26 protein-coding genes and 1 riboswitch are annotated in these 26143 nt (G+C 40.8%); of the genes, 14 read left to right on the forward strand and 12 right to left on the reverse strand.

Annotated elements, in window-relative coordinates; translation table 11 throughout:
* Complete coding sequence (locus tag EJ995_RS09940; RefSeq protein WP_126448096.1) at positions 1-1965, reverse strand: TonB-dependent receptor plug domain-containing protein; 1965 nt, start codon at positions 1963-1965, stop codon at positions 1-3.
* 109 nt (positions 1966-2074) lie between these two features.
* Positions 2075-2308: riboswitch (cobalamin riboswitch) on the reverse strand.
* An 85-nt stretch (positions 2309-2393) separates the two neighbouring features.
* On the opposite strand from EJ995_RS09940, the gene EJ995_RS09945 reads away from it, so the two are divergent.
* From EJ995_RS09945 to EJ995_RS09980, 8 genes are all read left to right on the forward strand, one after another.
* Entirely contained in the window at positions 2394-3533 is a 1140-nt protein-coding gene (locus tag EJ995_RS09945) for an ABC transporter substrate-binding protein (RefSeq protein WP_126448098.1), read from the forward strand.
* Positions 3530-4528: a FecCD family ABC transporter permease gene (locus tag EJ995_RS09950; RefSeq protein WP_126448100.1), complete on the forward strand. Its 999-nt coding sequence runs from the start codon at positions 3530-3532 to the stop codon at positions 4526-4528. Before EJ995_RS09945 ends, EJ995_RS09950 begins: the two co-directional genes overlap by 4 nt.
* Positions 4528-5289, forward strand: a complete 762-nt coding sequence (locus tag EJ995_RS09955; protein WP_164549903.1) for an ABC transporter ATP-binding protein — start codon at positions 4528-4530, stop codon at positions 5287-5289. Before EJ995_RS09950 ends, EJ995_RS09955 begins: the two co-directional genes overlap by 1 nt.
* A gap of 87 nt (positions 5290-5376) precedes the next feature.
* Positions 5377-6828, forward strand: coding sequence for a DNA recombination protein RmuC (gene rmuC, locus EJ995_RS09960; protein WP_126448104.1), 1452 nt, complete (start codon positions 5377-5379; stop codon positions 6826-6828).
* 561 nt (positions 6829-7389) lie between these two features.
* Positions 7390-8016, forward strand: a complete 627-nt coding sequence (locus tag EJ995_RS09965; protein ID WP_126448106.1) for a hypothetical protein — start codon at positions 7390-7392, stop codon at positions 8014-8016.
* Positions 7994-8704, forward strand: a complete 711-nt coding sequence (locus EJ995_RS09970) for a DUF3307 domain-containing protein (RefSeq protein WP_241234623.1) — start codon at positions 7994-7996, stop codon at positions 8702-8704. The genes EJ995_RS09965 and EJ995_RS09970 overlap by 23 nt, the downstream gene beginning before the upstream one ends.
* A 2-nt stretch (positions 8705-8706) precedes the next feature.
* Positions 8707-9072 (forward strand): 6-phosphogluconate dehydrogenase, encoded by a 366-nt coding sequence (locus EJ995_RS09975; RefSeq protein ID WP_126448108.1) that lies wholly within the window; start codon positions 8707-8709, stop codon positions 9070-9072.
* A gap of 104 nt (positions 9073-9176) precedes the next feature.
* Positions 9177-9719 (forward strand): acyl-CoA thioesterase, encoded by a 543-nt coding sequence (locus EJ995_RS09980; protein WP_126448110.1) that lies wholly within the window; start codon positions 9177-9179, stop codon positions 9717-9719.
* 239 nt (positions 9720-9958) lie between these two features.
* On the opposite strand, the gene EJ995_RS09985 is transcribed toward EJ995_RS09980, so the two are convergent.
* The 4 genes from EJ995_RS09985 to rpmH all read right to left on the reverse strand — a co-directional run bounded on the left by EJ995_RS09985 (position 9959) and on the right by rpmH (position 13983).
* Positions 9959-10387 (reverse strand): hypothetical protein, encoded by a 429-nt coding sequence (locus tag EJ995_RS09985; RefSeq protein ID WP_126448112.1) that lies wholly within the window; start codon positions 10385-10387, stop codon positions 9959-9961.
* Position 10388: 1 nt separating this feature from the next.
* Positions 10389-10751 (reverse strand): hypothetical protein, encoded by a 363-nt coding sequence (locus EJ995_RS09990; RefSeq protein WP_126448114.1) that lies wholly within the window; start codon positions 10749-10751, stop codon positions 10389-10391.
* Positions 10752-10864: 113 nt separating this feature from the next.
* On the reverse strand, positions 10865-13717 hold the full coding sequence (gene carB, locus EJ995_RS09995; RefSeq protein ID WP_126448116.1) for a carbamoyl-phosphate synthase large subunit: 2853 nt from the start codon (positions 13715-13717) through the stop codon (positions 10865-10867).
* A 101-nt stretch (positions 13718-13818) separates the two neighbouring features.
* On the reverse strand, positions 13819-13983 hold the full coding sequence (gene rpmH / locus EJ995_RS10000) for a 50S ribosomal protein L34 (RefSeq protein ID WP_082438615.1): 165 nt from the start codon (positions 13981-13983) through the stop codon (positions 13819-13821).
* An 811-nt stretch (positions 13984-14794) separates the two neighbouring features.
* Between rpmH and EJ995_RS10005 the strand changes: the two genes are divergently transcribed.
* On the forward strand, positions 14795-15310 hold the full coding sequence (locus tag EJ995_RS10005; protein WP_126448118.1) for a tetratricopeptide repeat protein: 516 nt from the start codon (positions 14795-14797) through the stop codon (positions 15308-15310).
* 95 nt (positions 15311-15405) lie between these two features.
* On the opposite strand, the gene EJ995_RS10010 is transcribed toward EJ995_RS10005, so the two are convergent.
* The 4 genes from EJ995_RS10010 to pyrR all read right to left on the reverse strand — a co-directional run bounded on the left by EJ995_RS10010 (position 15406) and on the right by pyrR (position 18183).
* Positions 15406-16311: a ribonuclease Z gene (locus tag EJ995_RS10010; protein ID WP_126448120.1), complete on the reverse strand. Its 906-nt coding sequence runs from the start codon at positions 16309-16311 to the stop codon at positions 15406-15408.
* A gap of 66 nt (positions 16312-16377) precedes the next feature.
* Positions 16378-16710 (reverse strand): ribonuclease Z, encoded by a 333-nt coding sequence (locus EJ995_RS10015; RefSeq protein ID WP_126448122.1) that lies wholly within the window; start codon positions 16708-16710, stop codon positions 16378-16380.
* Positions 16703-17638 (reverse strand): aspartate carbamoyltransferase catalytic subunit, encoded by a 936-nt coding sequence (locus EJ995_RS10020; RefSeq protein WP_126448124.1) that lies wholly within the window; start codon positions 17636-17638, stop codon positions 16703-16705. Before EJ995_RS10020 ends, EJ995_RS10015 begins: the two co-directional genes overlap by 8 nt.
* Positions 17635-18183 carry a bifunctional pyr operon transcriptional regulator/uracil phosphoribosyltransferase PyrR gene (pyrR, locus tag EJ995_RS10025; RefSeq protein ID WP_126448126.1) on the reverse strand — a complete coding sequence of 183 codons (549 nt, stop codon included), beginning with the start codon at positions 18181-18183 and terminating at the stop codon, positions 17635-17637. The genes EJ995_RS10020 and pyrR overlap by 4 nt, the downstream gene beginning before the upstream one ends.
* 144 nt (positions 18184-18327) lie before the next feature.
* Between pyrR and EJ995_RS10030 the strand changes: the two genes are divergently transcribed.
* Complete coding sequence (locus EJ995_RS10030) at positions 18328-19851, forward strand: hypothetical protein (RefSeq protein WP_241234624.1); 1524 nt, start codon at positions 18328-18330, stop codon at positions 19849-19851.
* A 235-nt stretch (positions 19852-20086) separates the two neighbouring features.
* On the opposite strand, the gene rpsA is transcribed toward EJ995_RS10030, so the two are convergent.
* Positions 20087-21994, reverse strand: a complete 1908-nt coding sequence (gene rpsA, locus EJ995_RS10035; RefSeq protein WP_126448128.1) for a 30S ribosomal protein S1 — start codon at positions 21992-21994, stop codon at positions 20087-20089.
* 241 nt (positions 21995-22235) lie between these two features.
* On the opposite strand from rpsA, the gene EJ995_RS10040 reads away from it, so the two are divergent.
* Positions 22236-22694, forward strand: a complete 459-nt coding sequence (locus EJ995_RS10040) for a DUF1801 domain-containing protein (RefSeq protein ID WP_126448130.1) — start codon at positions 22236-22238, stop codon at positions 22692-22694.
* Position 22695: 1 nt separating this feature from the next.
* Complete coding sequence (locus EJ995_RS10045) at positions 22696-23166, forward strand: hypothetical protein (protein ID WP_126448132.1); 471 nt, start codon at positions 22696-22698, stop codon at positions 23164-23166.
* On the opposite strand, the gene cmk is transcribed toward EJ995_RS10045, so the two are convergent.
* Positions 23135-23836: a (d)CMP kinase gene (gene cmk, locus EJ995_RS10050; RefSeq protein ID WP_126448134.1), complete on the reverse strand. Its 702-nt coding sequence runs from the start codon at positions 23834-23836 to the stop codon at positions 23135-23137. The genes EJ995_RS10045 and cmk overlap by 32 nt on opposite strands.
* 3 nt (positions 23837-23839) lie before the next feature.
* Positions 23840-24853: a type IX secretion system protein PorQ gene (gene porQ / locus EJ995_RS10055; protein ID WP_126448136.1), complete on the reverse strand. Its 1014-nt coding sequence runs from the start codon at positions 24851-24853 to the stop codon at positions 23840-23842.
* Positions 24854-24967: 114 nt separating this feature from the next.
* Between porQ and EJ995_RS10060 the strand changes: the two genes are divergently transcribed.
* Both EJ995_RS10060 and EJ995_RS10065 read left to right on the forward strand, forming a co-directional pair.
* A complete protein-coding gene (locus tag EJ995_RS10060; RefSeq protein WP_126448138.1) occupies positions 24968-25396 on the forward strand; it encodes a hypothetical protein in 429 nt (142 codons plus the stop codon).
* A 125-nt stretch (positions 25397-25521) separates the two neighbouring features.
* Positions 25522-25920, forward strand: a complete 399-nt coding sequence (locus EJ995_RS10065) for an alkyl hydroperoxide reductase (protein WP_241234625.1) — start codon at positions 25522-25524, stop codon at positions 25918-25920.
* Positions 25921-26143: the final 223 nt, after the last annotated feature.

Here is a 26143-nt window from a genome sequence, read left to right on the forward strand (position 1 = left end):
CTATAGATTCACTCTTAGGCCAACTTTATAGTTGCGGCCTCTGGTTTGGAATCCAAATACCTCTGCAAAATCCTCATTGAAAATATTAGAGACTCCAGCATAAAGCGTGAGTTTTTTACTTGCATTGTAGGTTGCGTCTAGATCAAATAGCTGGTAGGAATCAAGCGTCACATCTTCGGCAGTAAAAGTCACTGGACTAAAGAATGCATCTTGTCTTGCATCATTATACTGGTAGCGCAGTGTCAAAAAAGCCTTTTCAGTAAGCTTTGATCTCAAGGATGCGTTGACTTTTTGTCTAGGCACTCGCTGTATCACGACATTATCTGTACAATCTGTGTACGAGTAATTGACCGCAAGGTTATAACGATTTGCAAAGGTTGTTTGTGCGCTGGCTTCAAAACCAAATACATTGGTTCTCGCATCTGCATTTTCATAGCTACCTGCAAAAGTCACTGGATCGCTTACAAAAATCACCTCGTCATCGGACTGTCGCTCATAAACACTAAAGGTCAAGGTCGTCAATCCACAAAACCACTCTAGTCCTATTTCTCTTGTGATATTAGTCTCTGGTTGTAGGTCTGGATTCCCTAGACCAAAACTTTGATCAAACAACTGAAACAAGCTAGGCGTGATATAAGCAGTACTATAACTACCATAAGCTTTTAAAACAGAGCCACCGTCCAGATCAAAACTAATCGATGGGTTGACACTGTAAATAAATTCATTGTCATAATCGCTGTGGATATTATAGCGTACACCGGTATTCAAATTGAACCCAAAATCACTCTCATAAACCAGATTTACATAAGGATCATAGATCTGGAAGTTGGTATCATCCTCATTTGCGGTTTCCTCAAATCCTGTACCGCCAAATGGTACAGCCTCACTCTCAAAACTATCGGTTCTAAAATTAAATCCAACAATTGTTTTCAATTGGTGTTCACCATCATTGGATAAATTGAAAGCGTATTTGTTATAAAGATCCAGCGAGTAACCATCTGCATTAAAAATTGTTGGCGAGCCACTGCGTGTGTCTCGACGCGTGTGTGTACTCACGTCATTATAAACGATGGATCCACGATCTGCATAGGTATATTCTGCATTGGTACCCCAACGTATTTGCCTGCTGTACGTCTCATTATCGGCATCAGTAAAGTCAAAATTGTCAAACTCGGCAGTGTATTCATCAAAGGAGACATAGCTCGTGATCTTAAAATCGCGCTCATTGTCATATCCTATTCTGCCTAGCGCGTTGACGCGGTTAAATTTATCTGCTCGTGCATCGCTGTCGTCCAGTGGCTCCACGGCACTTAATCCATACGTGTATTGGTGATGGAATCCAGCACCATAGGTCAACCCGTTATCCAGCCTACCGCTGGCATTGATGCTGTTACTTATATCATCTGCACCTAGATCCCGATCCTCTGCGCTGCTGTTAGTCCCTACAAATGAATTGACTGATAAACGCAATTTTTTTCTTGCAGCTTCCTTCAGCTTGATGTTGATTACCGCTGTACTGGCGTTGGCACCATATAAGGTACTAGAGGCACCTTTTAATATCTCAATTTCTTGAATTTGACTCAAATCAATCAAACGCAAATCAAAATCGCTTGCAATTAAACTAGGATCATTGACCTGTGCGCCGTCAATTAAGAAAGAAACCTGACGGTTGTTACCACCTCTTATAAAATAGGAAAGATTTTGACCAGCATTGCTGCGCGCGCCATTGATCTCAATACCAGCGTATTGATTAAGCAGATCAGCCACGCTAGTAGCTGCTTGTTGCTCAATGTCTTCTTGTGTGATTTTTATAACGGGCTTGCCGCTATCCTTAGGGGCTTGCTCAAATTTTGAAGCTGCCGTCACGGTAACTTCTTTTAAAGGTGTTGCGGTACTATCTACTTGTGCAAGACTAATAGCGGTTGCAGCCACAAAAAGGGCCATGGTAAGAAAATTTCTAATCATCGATCTATAAAAGGATCGGGAAAGCTACAGCAGTCGTATACAAGGATGTGCAGCACGCAATCGCGCATCAATCAAAGTATTTGGATCGCCACCTCTATCCCGAAGGTTAACAATATAAGTTGCTATGGCAGGTCTCCTGACTTAAACAATTCATGGCCTTCCCAAATTTTCAGTGGCGCTTCATGAACTCCTATTGCTAGACCGCGATATATCACGGGTTTTTACAGTTGCGGGAACAGTTCTGGACTTACACCAGATTCCCTTTTAATACGGTATTCGTGTTTTTGAGATTTTGTATAATCTCGCTTTCGCGAAAGCGTAACCTATAACAAGCCACAAAAGTAGTCACTTAAGTTTGTTCACACACTAATCATTCAAACAAATTAGAATTGAGGTGATCAATTAATATTCGGCTATTTTTGAGCCCTATGAAATGGATCAATAGCTTTCTAGTCGTTTTACTCATCAGCATCGCAGCTTGCAAACCAGCAAACAAGCAAGAAACTAGTGTAGAAGATCAAACCGCAGCATCGCTGGAAGTTAAGTATGCTAAAGGCTTTGAAATCAAAAAATTATCAAATGCATCTGGCTACCAGCTCATCATAAAAAATCCATGGCCAGGATCTGACCTAGTGCAACAATTCAATTTAATCAATGAATCGGCTATGGCGCCAGCTGACCGCTCTGCAATCCAAATACCCGTAAAAGATCTAGTCGCGACCAGCACAACGCATATTACACCGCTGGTCTTACTAGATGCAACAAATCAATTGGCTGGTTTCCCAGGAATGGATTACATCAGCTCGCCAGAAGTTCGTCAACTCATTGATGCTGGTACCGTAAAAGAATTGGGTGTCAATGAATCACTTAATGTAGAACGTGTCATTGATTTAGCACCTGATGTGCTTATAGGTTACGGCATCGACGGTACTAATCCAGAGTATGACATGATTGCCAGGGCTGGAATTCCCATCGTATTTAATGCTGACTGGACTGAGCAGCACCCATTAGGACGTGCGGAATGGATAAAGGTATTTGGTGTATTGCTGGACAAAGAGAAAGAAGCTCTAGAAATCTTCAATCAAATAGAAAGAGATTACCTCGAGGCGGCAAAACAAGCCTCAACATATGATCGCCCTACCGTGATGGCTGGTGCCACATGGAAAGATCAATGGTATTTACCTTATGGTAATTCATGGCAAGGAATATTGATTGAGGATGCTGGTGGCGACTACATCTATAAAGATCAAGAAGGCGATGGATCACTTTCCTATAATATTGAGACCGTATTAAAGGATTCACGCGATGCAGATATCTGGATAGCGCCTGGACAGTACACGTCTTACAATACGATGCTGGGTGATAATGCGTCCTATAAATTATTTAAAGCTTTTCAAGAGAAGCAATTGTACACCTTTGCCCTACGCCAAGGAAAAACTGGTGGTACCATCTATTATGAGGAAGCATCCATGCGACCAGACCTGGTTTTGCAGGATTTGATAACCATTTTTCACTCTAGTGAAAATGATGATATGGAACTTTACTTTTTTGATCCTCTACAACCTTGAGAAAAAGAATCTATCTCATATTAATTTTACTATTAGCAGTCCTATTTATTGCAGACTGTATTTTGGGATCGGTTTACATTCCTATTGATGATTTATGGTCAATTCTTTTTTCTAGCAAACAATCAACCGATTACTACATTATAACGCAACTGCGCTTGCCACGTGCGATCATGGCTGTAATTACTGGCGCTGGACTGTCCATCGCAGGTTTGCTCATGCAAACATTGTTTAAAAATCCACTGGCTGGGCCGTTTGTCTTGGGAATTTCATCAGGAGCTGGATTAGGTGTTGCCATTGCCATTTTGGGCGGTGCAGTGATGGGTTATGAAATCGTCAATAATACGGGTATTATCATCTCAAGTATTTTAGGCAGTCTGGCGGTTTTTATGCTCATCATATTAATCTCATTGCGCATCAAGGACACGATGGGATTATTGATCATCGGTCTGATGGTAGGTAGTTTGAGCAGTGCCGTTGTCGGGATTTTGCAATACTTAAGTCCTAGCGAGCAATTACAACGCTACGTTTTTTGGGGTTTGGGCAGTCTAGGAAATCTCACATGGCAACAATTAGGAATTATAGCAGTGATCATAACAATTTCCTTGATTGCTCTTGTCTTTCTCATAAAACCGTTAAATGCATTATTGTTAGGTGAGAACTACGCACGCAGTCTAGGAATAAATATCCCACAAACTCGCTGGCTGGTGATCATCATTACCTGTTTGCTGGCTGGTACTATTACTGCGTTTGCAGGCCCTATTGCTTTTATAGGCCTTGCTATACCACACATCGCGAGACAACTCATCCATTATAACGATCATAAAACAATGATACCATTGGTCATTATTCTAGGCGCTATCGTATTACTCATTTGTGACATGGTATCACAGGTCCCATTTTCAAACTTTTCATTGCCCATCAATGCAGTCACGTCAATCATTGGTGCGCCGCTCGTCATATGGCTCATTGTGAAAAAAAGATACCTACGTTTCTAATGTTACTGTTGCAGGATCTACATATAGGATATAAAAATCAGGTGCTGGCGCAGTGTATTGGTCATATTGCTTTCGCGAAAGCAAAATTCATAGCCATCATAGGTGCTAATGGTACGGGCAAATCAACATTGCTAAGAGCGATTGCAAGTGGTGACCATATTATTCAAGGAAATGTAGTGCTGGATAAAAAGCCTATTGCAAGCATCGCACTGGAAAAATTAGCGCAGCGTGTTTCTATTTTGACAACTGAAAGAAACATGAGTCAAAGCCTCACGGTGAGACAATTGTTGGAAATCACTAGGTCGCCTTACACTGATTTTTTGGGACGATTGGGAAATGAAGATCAAACTATCATTGAATCTACTATACAAGATTTTGAATTACAGGATCTTGAGAACAGACCCTTACACCAGCTAAGTGATGGTCAGGTACAACGAGCGCTCATTGCAAGATGTATAGTTCAAGATACCGAGTATATTTTGATGGATGAACCTACCAATCATCTGGATCTACATCATAAGGCGCAGTTGTTATCACTACTCAAGTCGTATACGGTAAAACAAAATAAAACCATCATCTTCTCAACTCACGAGATTGCGATGGCCACTGCGCTGGCAGATCAGGTGCTCTATTTTCATGATGACTATTTGAGATTTAAAAGCACCGCAGAATTTATGCAAAAAGAGATCCTTAAACAGCTTTTTCCATCACCACTACTCGATTGGAATAATGGTTCTTATTCACTAAAAGACGTAGAATAACCAGCTTTTTATGGGTGTGAATAAGTGATTGTTATTCACAGGCTTTTACAGTATGTCACTTTGTAACTTTACCCTAAAGTAAATTTTATGACGGCAGACGTTTTTGCAATAGTGATACTCGTGGCAGGTTTGATGTTCGGTGCAATCATAGGATGGTTCATTGCCAAAACTAAATTTTCATCACCACTTCAATTCTTGAAAAGCGAACAAGAGCGCTTGCAACAAGCCGTTACTGAGAGTCAACAAGTGGCACTGGATCGCGATGCTTTGAGACTACAGCAAAGCACCTTACAAGCTGAAATCACACAGAAAAAAGAAACGCTAGAAGAATTGCGCAATAGATTTCTTGTGCTTGAGGAGCGCAATCAATCCCTAAATCAAGAAAAAGAAAACCTCAGCGTACAGCTCGCGCAAATGCGCACCATCCATGAGAAAGCAGAAGAAAAGTATGCAGAATCACAAGGCGAACTAGAGAAACTAAACGAGAAATTCACCAAAGAATTTGAGAACCTAGCGAACAAGATCCTGGATGAAAAAAGCACCAAATTCACCACACAAAATAAACAAAATATAGAGCAGATCTTGAATCCACTACAAGAGAAGATTAAGAGTTTTGAAAAGCGTGTGGAAGACACTCATAAAGATACCATTGATCGTCAAAGCTCGTTGCGCCAGCAAATTATTGGTCTCAAGGAACTCAATGAGCAGATGAGTAAGGAAACCAGCAACTTGACCAAAGCATTGAAAGGTGATTCCAAAATGCGTGGTAATTGGGGTGAATTAGTACTAGAACGCGTACTTGAGAAGTCTGGACTAGAAAAAGGATCAGAATATGAAGTACAACAAAGCGTGCGTACTGATGGAGGTAAAATCTATTATCCTGATGTGGTGGTGTATTTGCCTGGTGGTAATAAAATGGTGATTGACTCAAAGGTGTCACTCAATGCCTATGAACGATGGGTCAATGAAGACGACGAGCAACAACAGAACTTGCACCTCAAGGCTCACGTTGCTGCCTTACGTAAACACGTGAATGATTTATCAGACAAAAACTATCACGAACTCTACGCTATTGAAAGCCCAGATTTTGTACTGCTTTTTGTTCCTATTGAACCAGCTTTTGCAGCAGCACTGCATGCTGATGAATCACTATACACAGATGCGTTTGAGAAGAATATCGTGATTGTGACACCTACTACTCTACTTGCCACGCTGCGTACCATTGATACCATGTGGCAAAATGAGAAGCAACAAAAAAACGCTCTAGACATTGCCAAAGCCGCTGGATCGCTCTATGATAAGTTCGTAGGACTTACAGATGATCTTATCAAAGTAGGCCAGCAAATGGATACGGTTCAAAAAACCTACAAGTCCAGCATGAATAAGCTTAGTGAAGGTTCTGGTAACCTCATAGGTCGTGTAGAACGTTTGAAAAAATTAGGCGCCAAAGCCAACAAATCAGTGAATGAAAAGCTGGTGCGTCGTGCTGTTGATAATGATCCTGATTATCTAGAACTGAATGCTGGTGATGATGAGTAATACATTACAATCTTTCATCCTGAGCTTGTTTCAGACTCTCAAGTATGTTGATAATCATTATCAGATGCTGGATTAAATTGAGCATGACGGTGGTTTATTATTCTTAAATCGTCTTAAGATCTTGGGTATGCTCAATGAGTGCCTCTAAGTGCTGATCATATCAAGCAGAGTGGTATTTTATTTGTCAGCTTGAATTTATTTCATGATCTCTAGGCACTCTATCGTGAAAAGTAGTCGGCTATTTGAGACATAAAAATTCATTTTATATGGTATACTGTGCTGTTCAATGAGTTTTAAGTTCATTGATATCATCAGTTTGCGTTAAGGATCGTAGTGGAAATCCTTTTTGTCCAGCCATGAGCTGGACAAAAAGATTGTAGCGCAGAGCCTGACCGCTATGTTTGAGCGAGAGCGAAATCATAGTGGTAACGCGCAAATATTAGAAAGCAATATTATTACGTTATTAAGTAATAATTGTATTTATTACGCTTTTAGGTAATAATTACGATTATTACGTATTTATGTAATATATTTGATTATTACGTATTTAGGTAATAAAATATGGAAGCAATTATAGCAGGCGATATTATCAACTCGCAACAGCATGATCCTGAAGCATACTTGACAGTACTGCAAGATATCTTGAAAGAACATTCTAGCGATGGGATGTTCCAGATTTACCGTGGCGACAGTTACCAGGCGCTGCTCACTAATCCTGAACAAGCATTACATGCATGTATTAAAATAAAGGCGGCGCTCAAAAAAACAGAATCACTAGATACGCGTGTAGCGATAGGATTGGGTGATGTCACGATTATAGACAATAACATCGCTGTCTCAACCGGTAGCGCGCTCACAAGATCTGGCGAGCTGCTGGACTCGCTCAAGGAAAAAGGGCATAATTTGTTAGTCAATTCTGGTAACTCAATCGATAACTATATGAACACATCACTACGTCTGGCGATGCTATACATGGATGGCTGGACTACCAATAGTGCCGAAACAGTTTATGAATTGCTAGATCAACCTGACATAAAACAGGACGAGCTAGGTAAAAGATTAGGCGTGAAACAAGCGACCGCGAGTAGACGCCTAGATCGTGCCAACTGGAAAGAAACGCAGCAGTTACTGCGATTGTTTCAACAATTTTATAAAGATATAAGCCATGCCCATAGCAGTTCTAATTAAGCTAATCATCGCGCACCTGATAGGCGATTTTTTCTTACAAACGGACAAAAGTGTCCAAAAAAAAGAAGCTGAAAAGCTTAAGTCCGTGTCCCTATATATCCATGTACTACTGCATGGATTACTTTCATGGATCGCCTTGTGGAATATTGAGCTATGGTACATCGCGCTATTTATCATGCTAAGCCATCTCGTGGTCGATGTAGCGAAGTTGTACCTAACCAACAAGAAAAATAAACGCTGGCTGTTCCTGCTGGATCAAGTAGCGCACATTGCGACACTTGTCATAGCCTGGTTATGGTTATCAAACTTTAATATAGTAATGCCGTCATTGTCATCAATGCACTTTTGGGCATTCATCGCAGGCATGCTATTCCTGACGGCACCTGTAAGCATCGCGCTCAAAACCTTTTTCACTAGATGGAAACTAGATCCACGCAAAGTAGGCGTTGACTCGCTCAAGAATGCGGGAAAGTGGATAGGCATGATTGAGCGATTACTGGTATTTGTATTTATCGTTGCCGGTCATTTTGAGGCGGTAGGATTTTTACTGGCGGCAAAGTCGGTTTTTAGGTTTGGTGATTTGAACCGTGAAAGCAATATGAAGTTGACGGAATATGTATTAATAGGAACATTGCTTAGCTTTGGGATCGCAATTCTCACAGGCCTTGCCTATCAATCGTTGCTATAATTATGAAAAAGATTCTAGGTGTTATTATTGCCACTATCGTGCTTATGGCCGTGATCTGGTATAGCTTTCTATACTTTGCCACCTATTCAGATGGGTCGCGCAGCGGCGAGCTGATTAAGTTCTCACACAAGGGCTTCCTGGTAAAAACCTGGGAAGGCGAGATTTCACAAGGAATTTCAGGCGCGCAGATTTTTCAATTCTCAGTTTTGGATGAGGAAGATGAGGTGATTGAAAAACTACAAGAGTTTCAAGGAGAGTATGTCAAGCTGGAATATGAAGAGCGTTTTGGCACCTTTTTCTTCTGGGGTGATACCAAATATTTTATCACCGGTGTTGAATTAGAGGAATCACCGCATTTCAGGCGATAAGATCTTTGCTTGTTTGAGTGTTTACGGTTTTTACGCTTTCGCGAAAGCCTAATAATAGCCAGCAGTATTTATAGCTAACAGCTCACAACTCAAAACTAACCACCATGCAAACCCAATACAAAACACCCGAAGAATCCAGAGTTGTCCTATCCATGCTTATGTTGCCATCACACGCCAATTTCTCTGGCAAAATACATGGTGGCCACGTCCTGTCGTTGATAGATCAAATTGCTTTTGCCTGTGCCTCAAAACACAGTAATAACTATTGTGTCACAGCTAGCGTTGACGTGGTGGATTTTTTGGCACCCATAGAAGTTGGCGAGATGGTCACGCTCAAAGCCACGGTAAATTATGTAGGTAACACGTCTATGGTCATAGGTATACGTGTCGATGCAGAAGATATCAAATCGGGAACCAAAAAGCACTGCAACTCTAGCTATGTCACGATGGTCGCTAAAGACGAAAAGGGTAACACGGTCAAAGTTCCAGGCCTTAAACTAAGTACTGAAACACACGTGCGACGCTTTGCCCGCGAGATAAGACGTAAAGGACTCAAGCGAGAATCTGCCCAGGTCATGAAAGCGACTAACTTTAATGCAGATGAATATGTGGAGCAGCTGAAAAATCATAAGGTAGAGCTCAATTAGATTGATTGTGCTTTTTATTTATTGAGTAATTTCTATACGTCATCAAGATAGCTATTGTAGATGTCGCCATAAGAATAAGCATCATCGTATATCTTGACTGTAAAGGATTCTCAGTAAACAAGTCTGTTGTGACTAGAATGAGACAACTTGCCCCAAACAGGTACAGTAGTGTGATTGCGATCAAAAACCGCTTAGTTGGTTGTCTAAAATAATCGTGAGAAAATTTCATGCAACTATGTTTAAGCCAATTTCAAATCAGAATAATTGAGAATAAGATCTAGCAGTTTGTGTCTATCTTCCTCTACTATGTGACTAAGGTTTAACGTATGGTTCCTGCCGCTATCTAGACTTACTAAAAGTTTTTCATCTTCCAACTTGACATCTGATATTTCATTAAAGGTCAAGGTCTTGCTAGACCAAGACTTTACTTTTATAACAATACCACGTTTATTGTATTGGACATAGTTTTTGTAAATAAACATTCTACATAAAAATAGCGCTGGTATTAGGTTCGCCAAAGCAGCGAAGGTTTTATTCCAAATCTCGTTTTCAAACTTGATGACTTCAAAGAAGCCTATAGCAACCGCCACGATCAATAGTGCTATAAATGGAATTATTTTCCATGTACCATTGAAGTTGTCAAATTTTATACGATGCTGTTTTTTCATGTCATTTGCTAGATAACAATTGATACTCAGCACGTTTAAAACTTAAATTCACGGCAGCTACAGATGGCAGCCAAAGCCAGTGACCGATAATTCCACAGAATAGCAGAACAATTGTGTCTGTGATTTTACGACTCTTTTTAAATGGCAACTTATCCCAAGTCAACCATAAGCCATAAAGCGAAATGAGCAAACTGGGCAGCAATAGCAAAAGGTACTTTGCCTCACCATTAAAAACGCTACTATATCCATCTCTTATCACAACAGAATAAAAGAAGAGCCCAGCATGAACCAGTGTATTCAAAATGATCGCCCATCGAGCAATTTTCAAATGTCTTAAGATGTCATTTTTAATAGTCTCGTTCATATCATTATAATAATTCAATATTCAGATTTCTAAACTTAATCAATCTAAAATTTATGAATTCTAAGTTCTGTATTCACACGTCATAAGTCATAACTACTAATTTATAACTTGCTCTACTTGCTCAAATACATCCTACGTCTCGCATATAAGTCATAGAAGTCATCATCTTTCAAATCGTCGATGAATAGGATGCTCTCACCAGTGGATTTCATCTCTGGACCTAGACGTTTATCAACGTTAGGGAACTTATTGAATGAAAATACTGGTTGCTTAATCGCATAACCTTTAAGTTCTGGTTTGAAGTCAAAGTCAGTCACCATATTTTCTCCTAGCATCACCTTAGTTGCATAATTTACATACGGCTCGCCATAAGCTTTAGCAATAAAAGGAACCGTTCTCGAGGCTCGCGGATTTGCCTCAATGATATAAACCACATTGTCCTTGATGGCAAACTGGATGTTGATCAAACCAACAGTCTTCAACGATAACGCTATTTTCTTAGTATGATCCTTAATTTGTTGCATTACTAGATCACCTAGTGTAAATGGTGGTAGCAGCGCATTTGAATCACCTGAATGCACACCACAAGGCTCGATGTGTTCCATAATCCCTATGATATAGACATTTTCACCATCACAAATGGCATCAGCTTCTGCTTCTATCGCGCCATCTAGATAATGATCGAGCAGCAATACATTATTTGGAATCTTACGCAAGATGTCCACTACATGCTCTTCCAGTTCCTGCTTGTTGATAACGATCTTCATTCCTTGACCACCTAATACATAACTAGGTCTTACCAAAATTGGGAAGTCCAGTTTGTCCGCCACTTTTAAGGCTTCATCTGGCGTGGTTGCCGTATCAAACGGTGGATATGGTATATCAATTTCTTTCAACAATTTAGAGAACCTACCGCGATCCTCGGCAAGATCTAGTGCGTTGTAGCTTGTACCTATGATTTTGATTCCGTATCGATCTAGCTTTTCAGCAAGCTTTAAAGCCGTTTGACCACCTAACTGTACGATTACGCCTTCTGGCTTCTCGTGGCGTATGATGTCATAAATGTGCTCCCAGAAAACGGGTTCAAAATAGAGCTTATCTGCGGTGTCAAAGTCGGTTGAAACTGTCTCTGGATTACAATTGATCATAATGGCCTCATAACCACATTCCTGCGCGGCATAAACACCATGAACACAACAGTAGTCAAATTCAATTCCTTGACCTATACGATTAGGTCCAGAACCTAGAACAATCACCTTTTTCTTGTCGCTCACGATACTCTCGTTGTGCGTGTAGCGAGTGCTGTCAGGTTTCTGTACATCTGCTTCAAATGTACTGTAGTAGTATGGCGTGTCGGCAGCAAATTCGGCAGCACAGGTATCCACTAGTTTGTACACTCGGTTGATGTTCATCTCATCTCGTTTGTTGTAAACCTCTGATTCCAGACATCCCAACATATGCGCGATTTGACGGTCTGCAAATCCCTTTTGCTTTGCCTCTAGAAGAAGCTTTCGCGAAAGCGTGCTCACATCAAACTTACCTATCTCCTTTTCTAGCTCGTGTAACTCATTGAATTGATTCAAATACCACATGTCGATTTTGGTAATCTCATGGATTCTAGATAGCGATATTCCCATCGCAATCGCATCATACAATGCAAACACGCGATCCCAACTAGCGTTTGTCAATTTCTCGATCACCTGATTGTAATCAGTGTATCCTTTACCATCAGCGCCCAATCCATTGCGCTTAATCTCTAGCGACTGCGTCGCCTTGTGCAGCGCCTCCTGGAAAGAACGACCTATTCCCATGACCTCACCTACAGCCTTCATCTGCAGTCCTAGTGTACGGTCAGAGCCCTCAAACTTATCAAAATTCCATCGTGGAATTTTAACAATCACATAGTCCAGTGTAGGTTCAAAAAGAGCACTTGTATTTCCTGTAATCTGGTTATTTAGTTCATCAAGTGAGTAACCTAGAGCCAGCTTGGTAGCTACCTTGGCGATAGGATAACCAGTCGCCTTACTAGCAAGTGCCGACGATCTAGAAACTCGTGGATTGATCTCTATCGCTATAATGTCTTCATTCTCATCGGGACTCACGGCAAATTGTACATTACAACCACCTTCAAACTCACCTATGCTGCGCATCATATGGATCGCCATGTCACGCATTTTTTGGAAGGTGCGATCTGACAGTGTCATTGCTGGTGCGACCGTGATCGAGTCACCCGTATGGATTCCCATAGGATCCATATTTTCAATGGTACAAATGATGACAACATTATCATTTTTATCACGTAGTAATTCTAGTTCATATTCTTTCCAACCCAATAGCGCCTTATCGATCATGACCTCATGAATAGGCGATACCTCAAGTCCACGTCTTAATAGTTCGTCATAATCCTCTTCCTTATGTACAATCGCCGCACCAGCACCACCTAATGTAAATGATGAGCGTATACACAAGGGAAAACCAAATTCCTGAGCAATTTCTTTACCTTTCAGGAACGAGTTTGCAGTCGCCTGCGGCGCCATGCCTACGCCTATCTTGCCCATCAATTCTCTAAATTTCTCGCGATCCTCTGTAATATTGATGGCGTCGATGTCCACACCTATCAAATCAACATCATGATCTTCCCAGATTCCTTTGTCTTGCGCCTCTATACATAGATTCAATGCCGTTTGACCGCCCATGGTAGGCAGTACCGCATCAATTTGTGGATGCTCTTTAAGTATTTGACGTAGCGAGTTGGTGTTAAGCGGCAACAAATACACATGATCTGCCATCGATGGATCAGTCATGATCGTGGCTGGATTAGAATTGATCAAGATGGTCTCGATGCCTTCCTCACGCAGCGAGCGCAGCGATTGCGATCCGGCATAGTCAAATTCACAGGCCTGGCCTATGATGATGGGGCCGCTACCTATTAATAAGATGGATTTGATGTCAGTTCTTTTAGGCATGATAAAGTATTTGTAGGTGGTGTTAAATTTCGTGTTTACAAGGCATAAAAAAAGGCGTTACTTTAAAAAAGTAACGCCAGTTATTTACAGATAATAAACCATTATCGTTTGTGTCTTCTTTCAGTAGATACAGATAGTTTCTTACGACCCTTTGCTCTACGACGGGCAAGAACCTTACGACCATTTGCAGACGCCATGCGCTCGCGGAAACCGTGCTTGTTTCTTCTCTTTCTCTTACTAGGTTGGTATGTTCTCTTTTGTGCCATCGCTTGTTATATCTATATAAAGGTCTAACCTTAAATTTTAATCGGGTGCAAAAATAGGATACTTATATGTAAATACACAACCCAAACATAAATATTTATAGACGCTGGCAATTTTTTTTATGGGCGTGTTCCGGATGCTGGTATGGCTATCGCCTACCAGCCTATCGCTGCAATCTGCTATCGCAGGATTTCCGCTCTATCCTTCACGCGGTTGCTGTTACTAGTTATTGGTGATTGATTATTTGTGATTGGTTATTGTTTGTTAGTTATAGGTTGTTGGTTGATGTGGTACGTGATATGTGGTGTGTGGTGTGTGGTATATGGTATGTGGTATGTGGTAGGTGGTAGGTGGTAGGTGGTATGTGGTATGTGGTATGTGGTATGTGGTATGTGGTATGTGGTATGTGGTATGTGGTAAAATTAAAATACGTACGGAACATTGACTCCACATAATCGAGTTGAATTGAAACTTGAAGTTTAACTCGAACTAAAATTGACATTGACATTGTCACCCTGAACTGGTTTCAGGGTCCTTAGAAAATATAAAGTGTAGTGAGATGCTGAGACAAAATCAGCATGACAAAGAAACTCATAAGTTACATCTTAAACTCAATTTTGGTTGACAAAAGTATATTTCACTTGTTTCCCTTATTGCATCCGACGAGCGAGCGAGAGGAATGCATACCAACGGCAAAGGGTGTTCGCTGCTGAAATCAGTCCTACATAACCGTAAAGCACACAAACCTTATCAAACTATTATACCTTAACAAACCATAGTATCTTTGCAAATTCAAAACAGAGATCATCCATTATGTATAATAAAAATATCAAACTTGTCCTCGCAGCACTAGTAGTAGCTTTTGCGGTTTACCAATTCACTCGTAATGAAATCCTCACGGGAATCATGCTCATTTTATTAGCTGGTATATTTGTATTTCTATACTTCAAGAATGAGATTATCTTATTGGCATTTTTAAGGTTACGCAAACAAGATTTTGAAGGTGCACAAAAATGGCTCGCCAAAATTAAGAATCCAGAATCTGCTCTTGTTACAAAACAACAGGGTTACTATAACTACCTTCAAGGCTTGATGATCTCACAAACCAATATGACTAAAGCCGAAAAATACTTCCGCAAAGCCATCAACCTAGGTCTAAACATGGATCAAGATCTCGCCGTAGCAAAATTGAATCTTGCAGGCATCGCGATGACCAAACGTCGCAAACGCGAAGCCACTACGCTACTGAACGAAGCCAAAAAACTAGATAAACACGGCATGCTTACCGATCAGGTAAAAATGATGAAGCAGCAAATGAAGAAAATCTAGATTCTAAGGCTCCAAAAGGATTTCGGAAAATAGATGTTAGATAGCAGAACTATCATAACTCTATATTCTATACTCGATAATCCATCTTCATAAGATTATATCTCAAACACTTTACCGTCCAGCGCACAGTGGCTATTTTCAAAAATAGGCCTTGCCTCGTCAGTAAACATGTCATAGGACTTGTACCTAGAACTGTAGTGACCTAGAATTAGCATTCCAGCGTTCGCCTGTTTAGCAATGTCTGCCGCTTGAGCAGCCGTACTGTGTTTTGTTTTTTTGCACAAATGCTCATGAGGTATTAGAAAGGTGCTTTCATGATATAGCGCAGTGACACCTTGAATTTGTGGAATTATGTCTGGCTTGTAAACAGTATCGCTACAAAATGCATAGCTCTTAGGCGCATCACCATCCGTGGTAAGCTCGTTATTAGGGATGATCTCACCAGATTCGGCAACGTAGTCTGCGCCTTTTTTGATACCTCTATAATAGGCTTTATCAACACCATATTCCTCGCAGGCAACTATATCTAGGTGTCGCTCGCCAGGTTTTTGCTGGAACAGGAATCCATGAGTATACACGCGGTGATCTAGTGGTATGGTAGTTACTTGTATCTGATCATCCTCAAATAGTAGAGTGGCTGTGGTTTCTACGCTTTCGCGAAAGCGTAATTCAAATGGCATATAGCTGTTGCCCAGCTTCATTTGCAATTCTATCATCTGCTTGATGCCTTTAGGGCCATAAATATGCAAGGGCGTTTCACGACCCAGCAGACAAAAAGTGCTGATCAACCCGACTAGCCCATAAACATGATCGCCGTGCAAGTGTGAAATAAATATGTGCTTAATGCGCGAAAACTTGACGCCATGCTTGCGCAGCGCCATTTGTGTGCCCTCGCCACAATCGATTAAAAATAAATGACCGCCAGTTTCTAACACTTGTGATGTAGGACGTGCATTATCTCGTGGTGTGGCGCTGTGGCAACCTAGAATGGTAAGTTTCAATACTTTTTTTGTGGAAGTTACAATGTGATGTGTCTAGGTATGCGGTAAAGAAGTATTAAAATCCTCCTAGAACCCTAGATCGCGCTCGATTTCTTCCATCTCAATGACATCTTGTGCCTCTTGAATCGTAGGAACCACAAGCAACTCATCAGGAATTTCATCTACAGGTACTGCGTCGTTGACAATAACTAGAGACTTTTTGCCGGCTCTATGTGTGTTACTTAAAGACAGATAACATAGTAAATCTTGCAAACTCATTTCATTATACTTGAGCAAGTCGATAACCAAATTTTGATCTGCAAAGCCTTCGTGGATTTTAGTCAGGAAGGTGGCAAAGTCGCAAACGCCATCTTGATCATCTTGAAGTAAGGTATAGTTATCTTGAACGGTACTAGTCATCTCGCTTAATTTTTGATGCGATCAAATATAAAACTGCCATGCGAATGGCGACACCATTTTCTACTTGATTTAAGATTATTGCCTGATCTGAGTCTGCTACCTCACTGGTTATTTCAACACCACGGTTGATAGGACCTGGATGCATGATGACAATTTCCTTATCTAGACTGTCAAGTATCTTGCGCGTCACACCGTATTGCTGGACATATTCACGTACACTAGGAAAATAGCTTATGTCCATACGTTCGTTTTGTACGCGCAGCATGTTGGCCACATCACACCATTGCAGGGCCTTCTTCAAATTATGTTCAACAAGAACACCTAGGCTCTCAATATGTTTAGGAATTAGGGTGGCTGGGCCACAAACCATAACCTCAGCACCTAATTTTTTAAGGCAGTAGATATTTGATAGAGCTACACGACTATGGAGAATATCGCCGACAATGACTACTTTTTTACCATCCAGAGATCCTAATTTCTCTTTGATGGAATAACTATCCAACAACGCTTGGGTAGGATGCTCGTGAGCACCATCGCCTGCATTCACTATTCTCGCATTCACATTCTTGGAAAGGAACACACCAGCTCCAGGATTGGGGTGACGCATCACGACGATGTCCACTTTCATTGCGAGAATGTTATTGACTGTATCAATTAAAGTCTCACCCTTCTTTACAGAACTTTGTGCTGCGCTAAAATTGATAACATCTGCACTTAGTCTCTTTTCGGCTAGTTCAAAACTTAGCTTGGTACGTGTGGAATTCTCAAAAAATAAATTGGCAATCGTAATGTCTCTCAGTGATGGTACTTTCTTGATAGGTCGATTGATCACTTCCTTAAACTGATTTGCTGTAGTATGGATGAGTTCAATATCTTCTCGAGTAAGATATTTGATCCCTAGCAAGTGGTCTACGCTCAGACTGCTCATGAATTCTCAGTTTTAAGAAGATAGACTGCATCTACTCCATCGTTTTCTTTCCATGACACCTTGACTTTTTGGTTTCCCAAGGCATCAACTTGCCTACCATTGTAATCTGGCTGGATAGGTAAATGTCTTGAAAATCTGCGATCGATAAGTGTTAGTAACTCAACGGTTTCAGGACGTCCAAAAGACTGCAAAGCTGTCAGTGCTGCACGAATGCTGCGACCTGTATAAAGAACATCATCAACGATGACTACATTTTTGTTTTCTAAAATAAAGTCAATTTGAGTGCTATTTGCTTGCAGTGGCTCTTCACCTCTTCGAAAATCATCTCTATAAAAAGTGATATCTAATTTACCTGTCTTGAGGTTTGAAATATTGTATTCTGATTGAAGCAATCTTGCAATACGATCTAACAGAAATGAACCTCGAGGTTGAACACCGATAAGTGCTGTATTTGAAAAATCATCATGATTTTCAATCAACTGACAAACGAGACGATGCAAGGTCATGTCTAGCTGTGCGGCGTTGAGTAGTGTCTTTTGACTCATTTAAATATGATTGAGTCAAAGATACAGTATTTAAAAAACCATTTTAAATTCTAGTTCTGAAACTATTTCTCAATAAAATTGAACGCTTATAAGCACAACATAGGGATCTTTTAATTCTTATTTTCACAGTAAATTTTGATCATCATGCGTTTTTATGTTGTCTGCATTGTTTTTTCATTAGCTGCTTTACATATAAGCGCACAAAAGGATGCTACTCCAGACTTAAAAGAGCAGCAAGCATTTATAGAGCTTGACTTCCTATCAATACCTCGAGATGCTGGCGAGGCCAACCTTACCTTATCAGGATCACATTTCAATTTAAAATTTGACAATGGCCTATATACTGGTATCGGAATTTATGGTGCAATCATTGGAGAGCGCGGTGGTTTCTTCACTCTTGGAGCTAACGCTGGGTATCAAGGCGATCTCACTGAAAACCTGTTTTATGATTTAGGTCTGCACATAGGTGGTGGTGGTGGCGATAGTGCACCAGATGGTGGTGGCGCATTCTTAATACCACAGGCAAAGCTAGGATACCGTTTTGAAAATTTTAATTTAAGCGCCGGTTATAGTTATATAAACTTTTTTGACAATGGTGATATTAATGAACATCAGGTCATAGCTGGAATTCAATTCCCGATTGAATTTGATCATACTGATTATTCAAATGCTAATCAGGACTATTCATTGAAGGATCTAAAAAATACATCGTGGGATAAAGAGAAATCAAGACTAGGCTTCATGGTTCATTTAAATAATCTCAAAACTTCAGGTCAGTCTCAAAATACAAGAGGTGTTCTATATAACGGTGCGACTATAAGATTAGTAGGTGTTGAAGTTTCTGCTCCTTTGAAAAATGGCTTCTTTACCTATGCACGATTTGATGGCGCCTATGATGGCATTAAGTCCGGCTACATGGACGTCTTCTTGGGTGCTGGTCATGAATTCGCCTTTAATAGAAATCGTACGAGAATTCTAGCAAAATTTGCTGCTGGTGCTGGCGGCGGTGGCGGCGTGGATACGCAAGGCGGTTTTCTGGTGTATCCGGATTTAAGCCTCGAACAGCAATTATTCAACAATACTTATCTGGCTTTAAACCTGGGTTCTGTTTTATCGCCTAATCAACATTTTATAAGCACAGCTTACGGTCTAGGCTTAAAATATGATGTGAACTATAATGGACTTGATCAGCGCGATCAGAATAAGGAAAGACGTTCTAAGTTTTATGGCTTGCAAGTAATACTCAAAGAAGATCTGTATTTGAACGCTGGACGTATTGATGAAGCAGATCAAGATCTTTATCAGATTGCGTTACAAGTAAATCTAGATTTAGGAAACCACTTTTATCTCGCTGGACAGACTGCATTTGCAAACTTCGGCGGTGCTGGCGCATATGCTGAAGGTCTTGTAGGTGCTGGTTTGCATACCAAACCATTCATAAATGATCGTGCGCGACTATTTGGTCAGGTGCTGGCTGGTGCGGCTGGTGGTGGACAAGTAAGCACCGGTCAAGGATTGATCGTCAAACCTAGTCTGGGCCTTGAGGTATTTCTCAGTGACCGATTTGGCCTGAGAGCTGCTGGTGGTTATGTGGATGCCGTAAGAGGCGATTTAAGTAGCCCGATATTGAATCTAGGTCTTACTTATAACATTGCTATTCTTAAGTAGACGTTAGTTATTCGTCATCGATAAGTGGTTATCAGTTATTATTAATGGTAATTCGTTATTCGTTGTAGGTTATCAGCATATAGCTTGACTCCAGCTATTATAGGTATTCCATAGTATTGAACTGTCTACCGGATTATTAACGTGTGAAAGTAATCAATACGTCACAATCAAGCCATAAAAAAATCCCTTGCAATTATTTGCAAGGGATTTTATCATTATTCAAATGAAGTGAGATTTACTCTTCTTCTTTTGCTGCTTTCTTAGACTTCTTCTTGGCTGGTGCAGCTTTCACTTTACCTTCCATTTGATCTTTCAATGCTTGTAGTTTAGAATTAGCATCACCTAGCGTTGGCTTTTCAGCTTCTTGTTGCTGCTTAGCCGCTTGCTTAACGATTTTTGCTTCTTCTTCTTTGTGGATTACCATATGTGATCCAACTACACGTTTGAATTCCTTATTGAACTCGATGATCTCGATCTTAGCAGTCTCACCTTTCTTCAATTTAGTTCCGTCTTCTTTCTCAAGGTGACGTGAAGGAATGAATACTGTGATATCGTCGTTGAAAGTTACAACTGCACCCTTATCAACCATATCAGTAATCTCAACCTCGTGAGTTGTTCCTAGACCAAATTCAGCCTCATACTTATCCCATGGGTTATCCTTAGTCTGCTTGTGTCCTAGAGACAACTTGCGACCATTAACATCTAGTTCAAGAACTACTACATCAAGCTTGTCACCTACCGCACAGAATTCTGATGGGTGCTTCACTTTCTTAGTCCATGATAGGTCAGAGATGTAGATCAATCCATCAACGCCTTCTTCAAGCTCTACAAACACACCAAAGTTGGTGAAGTTTCTAACGATACCTGTGTGGCGTGAACCAACAGGATACTTAGTTGTGATATCAGTCCATGGATCTTGTGATAGCTGCTTCATACCAAGAGACATCTTGCGGTCTTCTCTATCAATAGTAAGAACCTCTGCATCGATGATGTCACCTACTTTTACAAAGTCACCAGCACTTCTCAAGTGCGTTGACCATGACATTTCAGATACGTGAACGAGTCCTTCAACACCTTCTTCTACCTCTACAAACGCACCGTAGTCTGCGATGACAACAACCTTACCTTTGACTTTATCGCCTGGTTTGATCTTGTCAGATAGCGCTTCCCATGGGTGAGCCTCTAGTTGCTTCATACCTAACTGGATACGTGACTTATCTTCATCAAAGTCAAGGATTACCACATTAAGCGTCTGGTCTAGTTCTACCACCTCATTAGGGTGGTTGATACGTGACCATGATAGGTCAGTAATGTGTACCAGTCCATCAACACCACCTAGATCAACAAACACACCGTAAGAAGTGATGTTCTTCACAACACCTTCCAATACTTGTCCTTTCTCTAGACGAGAGATGATTTCTTTTTTCTGCTCTTCAATATCTGCCTCGATAAGCGCTTTGTGCGATACAACAACATTCTTGAACTCGTGGTTAATTTTCACCACCTTGAATTCCATGCTCTTGTCAACGTATGCATCATAATCACGGATAGGTTTAACGTCAATTTGGGATCCTGGCAAGAATGCCTCAATTCCAAAAACGTCAACGATCATACCACCTTTGGTACGACATTTTACATAACCATTTACGATCTCGCCAGTGTCATGTGCATTGTTTACACGTTCCCATGCTTTGATCAAGCGTGCTTTACGGTGAGACAATACTAGTTGACCTGTGGCGTCTTCACGTACATCAACCAATACCTCAACCTTATCACCTTCTTTAAGGTTCTGGTTGTAACGGAACTCGTTGAGTGAGATTACACCTTCAGATTTTGCATTGATGTCGATGATAGCATCACGATCAGTGATTTTGATCACGGTACCCTCAATCACATCGTTATCAATAGTGTCTACAAAGTTTTCAGCTACTAGCTTTTCAAAAGCCTTAAGTTGATCTTCGTCTACTTTCTCGATACCTTCACTGTAACGTTCCCAGTCAAAAGTGTCTAGGAATTCAGTAGGATTTTTTTGTGCTTCAGAAATGGTGACTGGTGTCGCCTTTTCTACCTGCTCTTGAACTTGTTCTTGAGTAACACCATCTTGTGCTGCCTCTAGTTCTTGTTTTGTTGTTTCTTCAGCCATGTTTGTTGCTGATTAAAATTTGTATTCAAGGTGCGCCGGAAACTTATAGAACTTCCCTTGAAGATTTTATATAAGTTTTTGATTCCCAAACGGTTTCCGTTTTCTCGATTTGGGCTGGCAAAAGTACAATCTTTTTCAATTAATTCATAGTCCACTTGCCTGTTATTGAGCAGTTTTGTGGTTACGCTTTCGCGAAAGCATAATCTATATTTGCTATCTTACCATTAAAAGTCTTTTTTTAATGACATCAACCGCAACAACACCAGAGCAATACCTCGACGAATTAACTGAAGAGCGACATCAGGCAGTGCGCAAATTGAGAGATACCGTAAGAGAAAATCTGCCCGACGGGTTTGAGGAATCCATGGGTTATGGCATGATTGCTTATCAAGTGCCTTTATCCAGCTATCCTAAAGGTTATCATGCTGGCAAAGAGCCTACACCACTACCTTTTATCAATATTGCTTCACAGAAAAATCATATTGCTCTGTATCATATGGGTCTATATTCCAGGCCTGATTTGCTAGACTGGTTCAAAGATGAATTTCCTAAACACAGCAAGCGAAAACTCGATATGGGAAAGAGCTGCATCCGTTTTAAGAATATTGACGATATTCCCTATGATTTGATAGGCGACTTATGTGGCAAGGTTCATGTGCAGGATTGGATCAAAGTTTATGAATCAGTAATTAAAAGATAGAATGAGAATTTATTTATTACCGCTTGTGATCGTCATGTTTCTAGCATCTTGCAATGAGAAACCAGTAACTATTGACGACCCAAGAAATCATCCAGAACGATACAGGAAAGTGGATACAGCCACTACTGTAAAAATGCAGGAAGTACTCAAGCAGGATGTTTATCTCAATGATCTAGATCCCAATGCTGGCATGGATATCCAGCCTAAAACCATCACAATGTTTTATTATACAGAACAGGATAGCACTGAGACGATCTATGAATATGTGGTTGACCAAAAACTCGACGGTCAGGATTACAAGGATGAAGGCGTGAGCTTTTTACACTTGAAAAAGGATGGACAAGTGCTGGACTATAAATTTCTAGCAAACAATCGTGATGTATTGCGTTTTGAATATGTAAAGGATGGAACGGTACACGAGTATTTTCCTAAAAACAGACCTACTGCGCCGCCTGTAATATTGCCTGATTAGCCCAATGCATCAATTGTTCGAACTGCTGCTCTCGATTCATGGTGCTGGTATCAAGTAGCATGGCATCATCTGCCTGACGTAATGGACTATCTTCTCTAGTAGAATCAATCTCATCACGCTCTAAAACATTTTCTAGCACTTGCTGGTAATCCACATCATCACCACGTTCTTTCAATTCATCATATCGACGTTGCGCGCGTACATCTGCGGCTGCAGTCATAAATACCTTAAGCTCTGCATCTGGGAAGACTACGGTGCCTATATCACGACCATCCATTACTAGACCTTTATTCTTGCCCATGGCTTGTTGTTGCTCGACCAGTTTGGCACGCACCTCGCTTACTGATGCTATGATACTGACAACGTTGCTTACCTCGAGAGTGCGAATTTCCTTCTCCACGTTCTCACCATTGAGGTAAACTTCATTGATATGAGTTTCAGGGTTACGTTGAAAATTTATTGAAATACCTGGCAATTCTTCTATGAGCTTTTCAGTGTTTAATTGCTGGTCGGTAATTAAGTTTTCGCGTAAAGCAAAATAAGATATCGCCCTATACATCGCGCCTGTATCCACAAACAGGTAACCCAATTCATGAGCCAGTCGCCTGGCGCTGGTACTTTTTCCCGTACTTGAATGGCCGTCAATTGCAATGTTAATCTTATTACTCATAGATTATTGCAAGTTAATGTTTACGCCAATAAAACTAGTGTGTGCTGCCCGAGAGTATCGAGCATGTGAATAACTAAAACGCATCTTATTGATCTTGAGTGAGAAACCAGCACTGAGACCAGAAAAAGCTCTTGTGTCTTCAATCCGTAGTTCCTCGGCACGGCGGAAGCTGTAGCCTAATCTTAATTGAAAAGCTCCTGCAGGAAACACTTCTACTCCTAGTACAGTATGGCGCAGCGCATTGTTGAAAAAGCCAGGATCATCCTCGATCACATTACCGTCTAGATCACGCTGAGCATTGGCGTCGTTTGAAAAAGCAAGATCCCATTGCTGTAAATTTTCAAGTGTCACGTGTAAGCGCACAGGTATGTTGCGCATGGTGTTTGAAAAACCTGCAGCGATTTCTAGTGGTAGATCTTCATAAATCTCATTATATGGCGTGAACTGCGTGCCTAAATTGCGCACAACCAGTGCTGCTCGCATCGTTTTATCCTGGTCATAATATAAAAAACCAATATCAACAGCACCACCTATTGAAGTGTATTCTTCCAGTTGCGAACTGATGAGTTTGATATTAGCACCTACATAGAAATCAGTCCAAGGTATGTTGTAGGCATAACCAAGGCTCACGGCAACCTCATTACCGCCGAATTCGCCAGTTGAATTGCCTTGCTCGTCAAAACCGTCAAAATTCCCATAGTTGAGATAAGTCACACCAGCATGAAAAGTTTGAACATGGCGATCCCAAGTGTAAGCATAACTGGCCGTACCATAGTTCACATCGCCTAGATAGTTGGCATAGTTTACTTGTAACTGATTATGCATATCTCTATTGATCGTTGCAGGATTGTACAGCGCCATGGTAGGATCATAATCTACCGCAGTGAGTACGCGACCGCCTAATGCAGCTTGCTTTGTTCCAGAAACTAGATTGAGAAATTGATAAGTCGATCTACCGCCTATTTGCGCATTGCTGCACACGCACGTGAAAAGAATTACAATATATAGGTAGCGCATGCGGTAATTGTGATCTCGATAGGGATAACGACTGCAAGTTTAATTTATTTTTGACGTCTCTTAAAGAGTTTGACTGGATACTTCGCTACCTATTGTTTGATAATGTGAATACTGATGATTGAATTGAGTTTACTAGAATTATTGAAACTATCCTGCGATGTAGGTCTTGTCGTTCTTATATGGATTGTGCAATTACTTATCTATCCTAGCTTTATCTATTTTGCGGGCGATGGCCTGGCGCGATGGCATACTATTTACACACGCAACATCACTTTTATTGTATTGCCTTTGATGCTGGGTCAGTTATTGTTATCAGGCTGGCTGTTATTCGGTAATGCAGATTATACAGCTGTGAGAATTGCCGACTTTATTCTTGTGGGAAGCATGTGGGCAAGCACGGCTTTTTACTACAAGCCACTGCATGAGAAATTGCAAAAGGAGCCGCATCGTAAGGAATTGTGTATAGAGTTGACGACATCCAACTGGTGGCGTGTTGCAGTGTGGACGGTAATTTTGGTGTTGAATTTTATTGTTATTTGGTGATTGATCATTGGAGCTTGGAGCTTGGAGCTTGGAGCTTGGAGCTTGGAACTTGGAACTTGGAACTTGGAACTTGGAACTTGGAACTTGGAACTTGGAACTTGGAACTTGGAACTTAAAAAGATACTATGAGTGAAAAAAGCATGAGTTTGACATTAAAACTAGCAGCCATCTACAACATTTTATGGGGCGCATGGGTAGTGATCTTTCCTGATATGTTTTGGGATCTTGTGGGCATGGAGCGACTCAACCAACCTATGGTCTGGCAAGGAATGGGAATGGTGATTGGTGTTTATGGATTAGGATACTGGTGGGCAAGCTATAACCCGATGAGGCACTGGCCTATTGTCGCGGTTGGTATGCTGGGTAAAATCTTTGGGCCGCTAGGGTTTGTATTCAACCATGCGCAAGGCAAGGTTCCGTTTGAATTTATCTATACCTTGATTACCAACGATTTTATCTGGTGGATACCGTTTTTCTTGATTTTGAAAAAGGTGCATACTGATTATCAATGGAAGCTCAACTAGAGCAAAGCCTACTGAAAAAAAACGATTCTATTTCATTCATAGTAGGCAACAAGTAATACGACAATCCTATCAAGAAATAAAGAAATTGTAAATTTCAAAAAGCATTTCTGGAGCACTGCTTATCAGGTATCATAGAATCGTTGGAACTTTGGAGCTAGATTAAATTGCTTGTCTATTGTAGATATATTAGAATTACTTTTGTACTTATGTGCGAGTTTCTAAA

It is taken from the genome of Nonlabens ponticola, assembly GCF_003966335.1.
In the GTDB taxonomy this organism is placed as follows: Bacteria; Bacteroidota; Bacteroidia; order Flavobacteriales; family Flavobacteriaceae; genus Nonlabens; species Nonlabens ponticola.

What these genes read in the sequence shown, in the direction of transcription:
- EJ995_RS09940 (WP_126448096.1), bottom strand. Translation starts at nt 1,965, where the DNA reads ATGATTAGAAATTTTCTTACCATGGCCCTTTTTGTGGCTGCAACCGCT.
- EJ995_RS09945 (WP_126448098.1), top strand. Translation starts at nt 2,394, where the DNA reads ATGAAATGGATCAATAGCTTTCTAGTCGTTTTACTCATCAGCATCGCA.
- EJ995_RS09955 (WP_164549903.1), top strand. Translation starts at nt 4,528, where the DNA reads ATGTTACTGTTGCAGGATCTACATATAGGATATAAAAATCAGGTGCTG.
- rmuC (WP_126448104.1), top strand. Translation starts at nt 5,377, where the DNA reads ATGACGGCAGACGTTTTTGCAATAGTGATACTCGTGGCAGGTTTGATG.
- EJ995_RS09965 (WP_126448106.1), top strand. Translation starts at nt 7,390, where the DNA reads ATGGAAGCAATTATAGCAGGCGATATTATCAACTCGCAACAGCATGAT.
- EJ995_RS09970 (WP_241234623.1), top strand. Translation starts at nt 7,994, where the DNA reads ATGCCCATAGCAGTTCTAATTAAGCTAATCATCGCGCACCTGATAGGC.
- EJ995_RS09975 (WP_126448108.1), top strand. Translation starts at nt 8,707, where the DNA reads ATGAAAAAGATTCTAGGTGTTATTATTGCCACTATCGTGCTTATGGCC.
- EJ995_RS09980 (WP_126448110.1), top strand. Translation starts at nt 9,177, where the DNA reads ATGCAAACCCAATACAAAACACCCGAAGAATCCAGAGTTGTCCTATCC.
- EJ995_RS09985 (WP_126448112.1), bottom strand. Translation starts at nt 10,387, where the DNA reads ATGAAAAAACAGCATCGTATAAAATTTGACAACTTCAATGGTACATGG.
- EJ995_RS09990 (WP_126448114.1), bottom strand. Translation starts at nt 10,751, where the DNA reads ATGAACGAGACTATTAAAAATGACATCTTAAGACATTTGAAAATTGCT.
- carB (WP_126448116.1), bottom strand. Translation starts at nt 13,717, where the DNA reads ATGCCTAAAAGAACTGACATCAAATCCATCTTATTAATAGGTAGCGGC.
- rpmH (WP_082438615.1), bottom strand. Translation starts at nt 13,983, where the DNA reads ATGGCACAAAAGAGAACATACCAACCTAGTAAGAGAAAGAGAAGAAAC.
- EJ995_RS10005 (WP_126448118.1), top strand. Translation starts at nt 14,795, where the DNA reads ATGTATAATAAAAATATCAAACTTGTCCTCGCAGCACTAGTAGTAGCT.
- EJ995_RS10015 (WP_126448122.1), bottom strand. Translation starts at nt 16,710, where the DNA reads ATGACTAGTACCGTTCAAGATAACTATACCTTACTTCAAGATGATCAA.
- EJ995_RS10020 (WP_126448124.1), bottom strand. Translation starts at nt 17,638, where the DNA reads ATGAGCAGTCTGAGCGTAGACCACTTGCTAGGGATCAAATATCTTACT.
- pyrR (WP_126448126.1), bottom strand. Translation starts at nt 18,183, where the DNA reads ATGAGTCAAAAGACACTACTCAACGCCGCACAGCTAGACATGACCTTG.
- EJ995_RS10030 (WP_241234624.1), top strand. Translation starts at nt 18,328, where the DNA reads ATGCGTTTTTATGTTGTCTGCATTGTTTTTTCATTAGCTGCTTTACAT.
- rpsA (WP_126448128.1), bottom strand. Translation starts at nt 21,994, where the DNA reads ATGGCTGAAGAAACAACAAAACAAGAACTAGAGGCAGCACAAGATGGT.
- EJ995_RS10040 (WP_126448130.1), top strand. Translation starts at nt 22,236, where the DNA reads ATGACATCAACCGCAACAACACCAGAGCAATACCTCGACGAATTAACT.
- EJ995_RS10045 (WP_126448132.1), top strand. Translation starts at nt 22,696, where the DNA reads ATGAGAATTTATTTATTACCGCTTGTGATCGTCATGTTTCTAGCATCT.
- cmk (WP_126448134.1), bottom strand. Translation starts at nt 23,836, where the DNA reads ATGAGTAATAAGATTAACATTGCAATTGACGGCCATTCAAGTACGGGA.
- porQ (WP_126448136.1), bottom strand. Translation starts at nt 24,853, where the DNA reads ATGCGCTACCTATATATTGTAATTCTTTTCACGTGCGTGTGCAGCAAT.
- EJ995_RS10060 (WP_126448138.1), top strand. Translation starts at nt 24,968, where the DNA reads ATGATTGAATTGAGTTTACTAGAATTATTGAAACTATCCTGCGATGTA.
- EJ995_RS10065 (WP_241234625.1), top strand. Translation starts at nt 25,522, where the DNA reads ATGAGTGAAAAAAGCATGAGTTTGACATTAAAACTAGCAGCCATCTAC.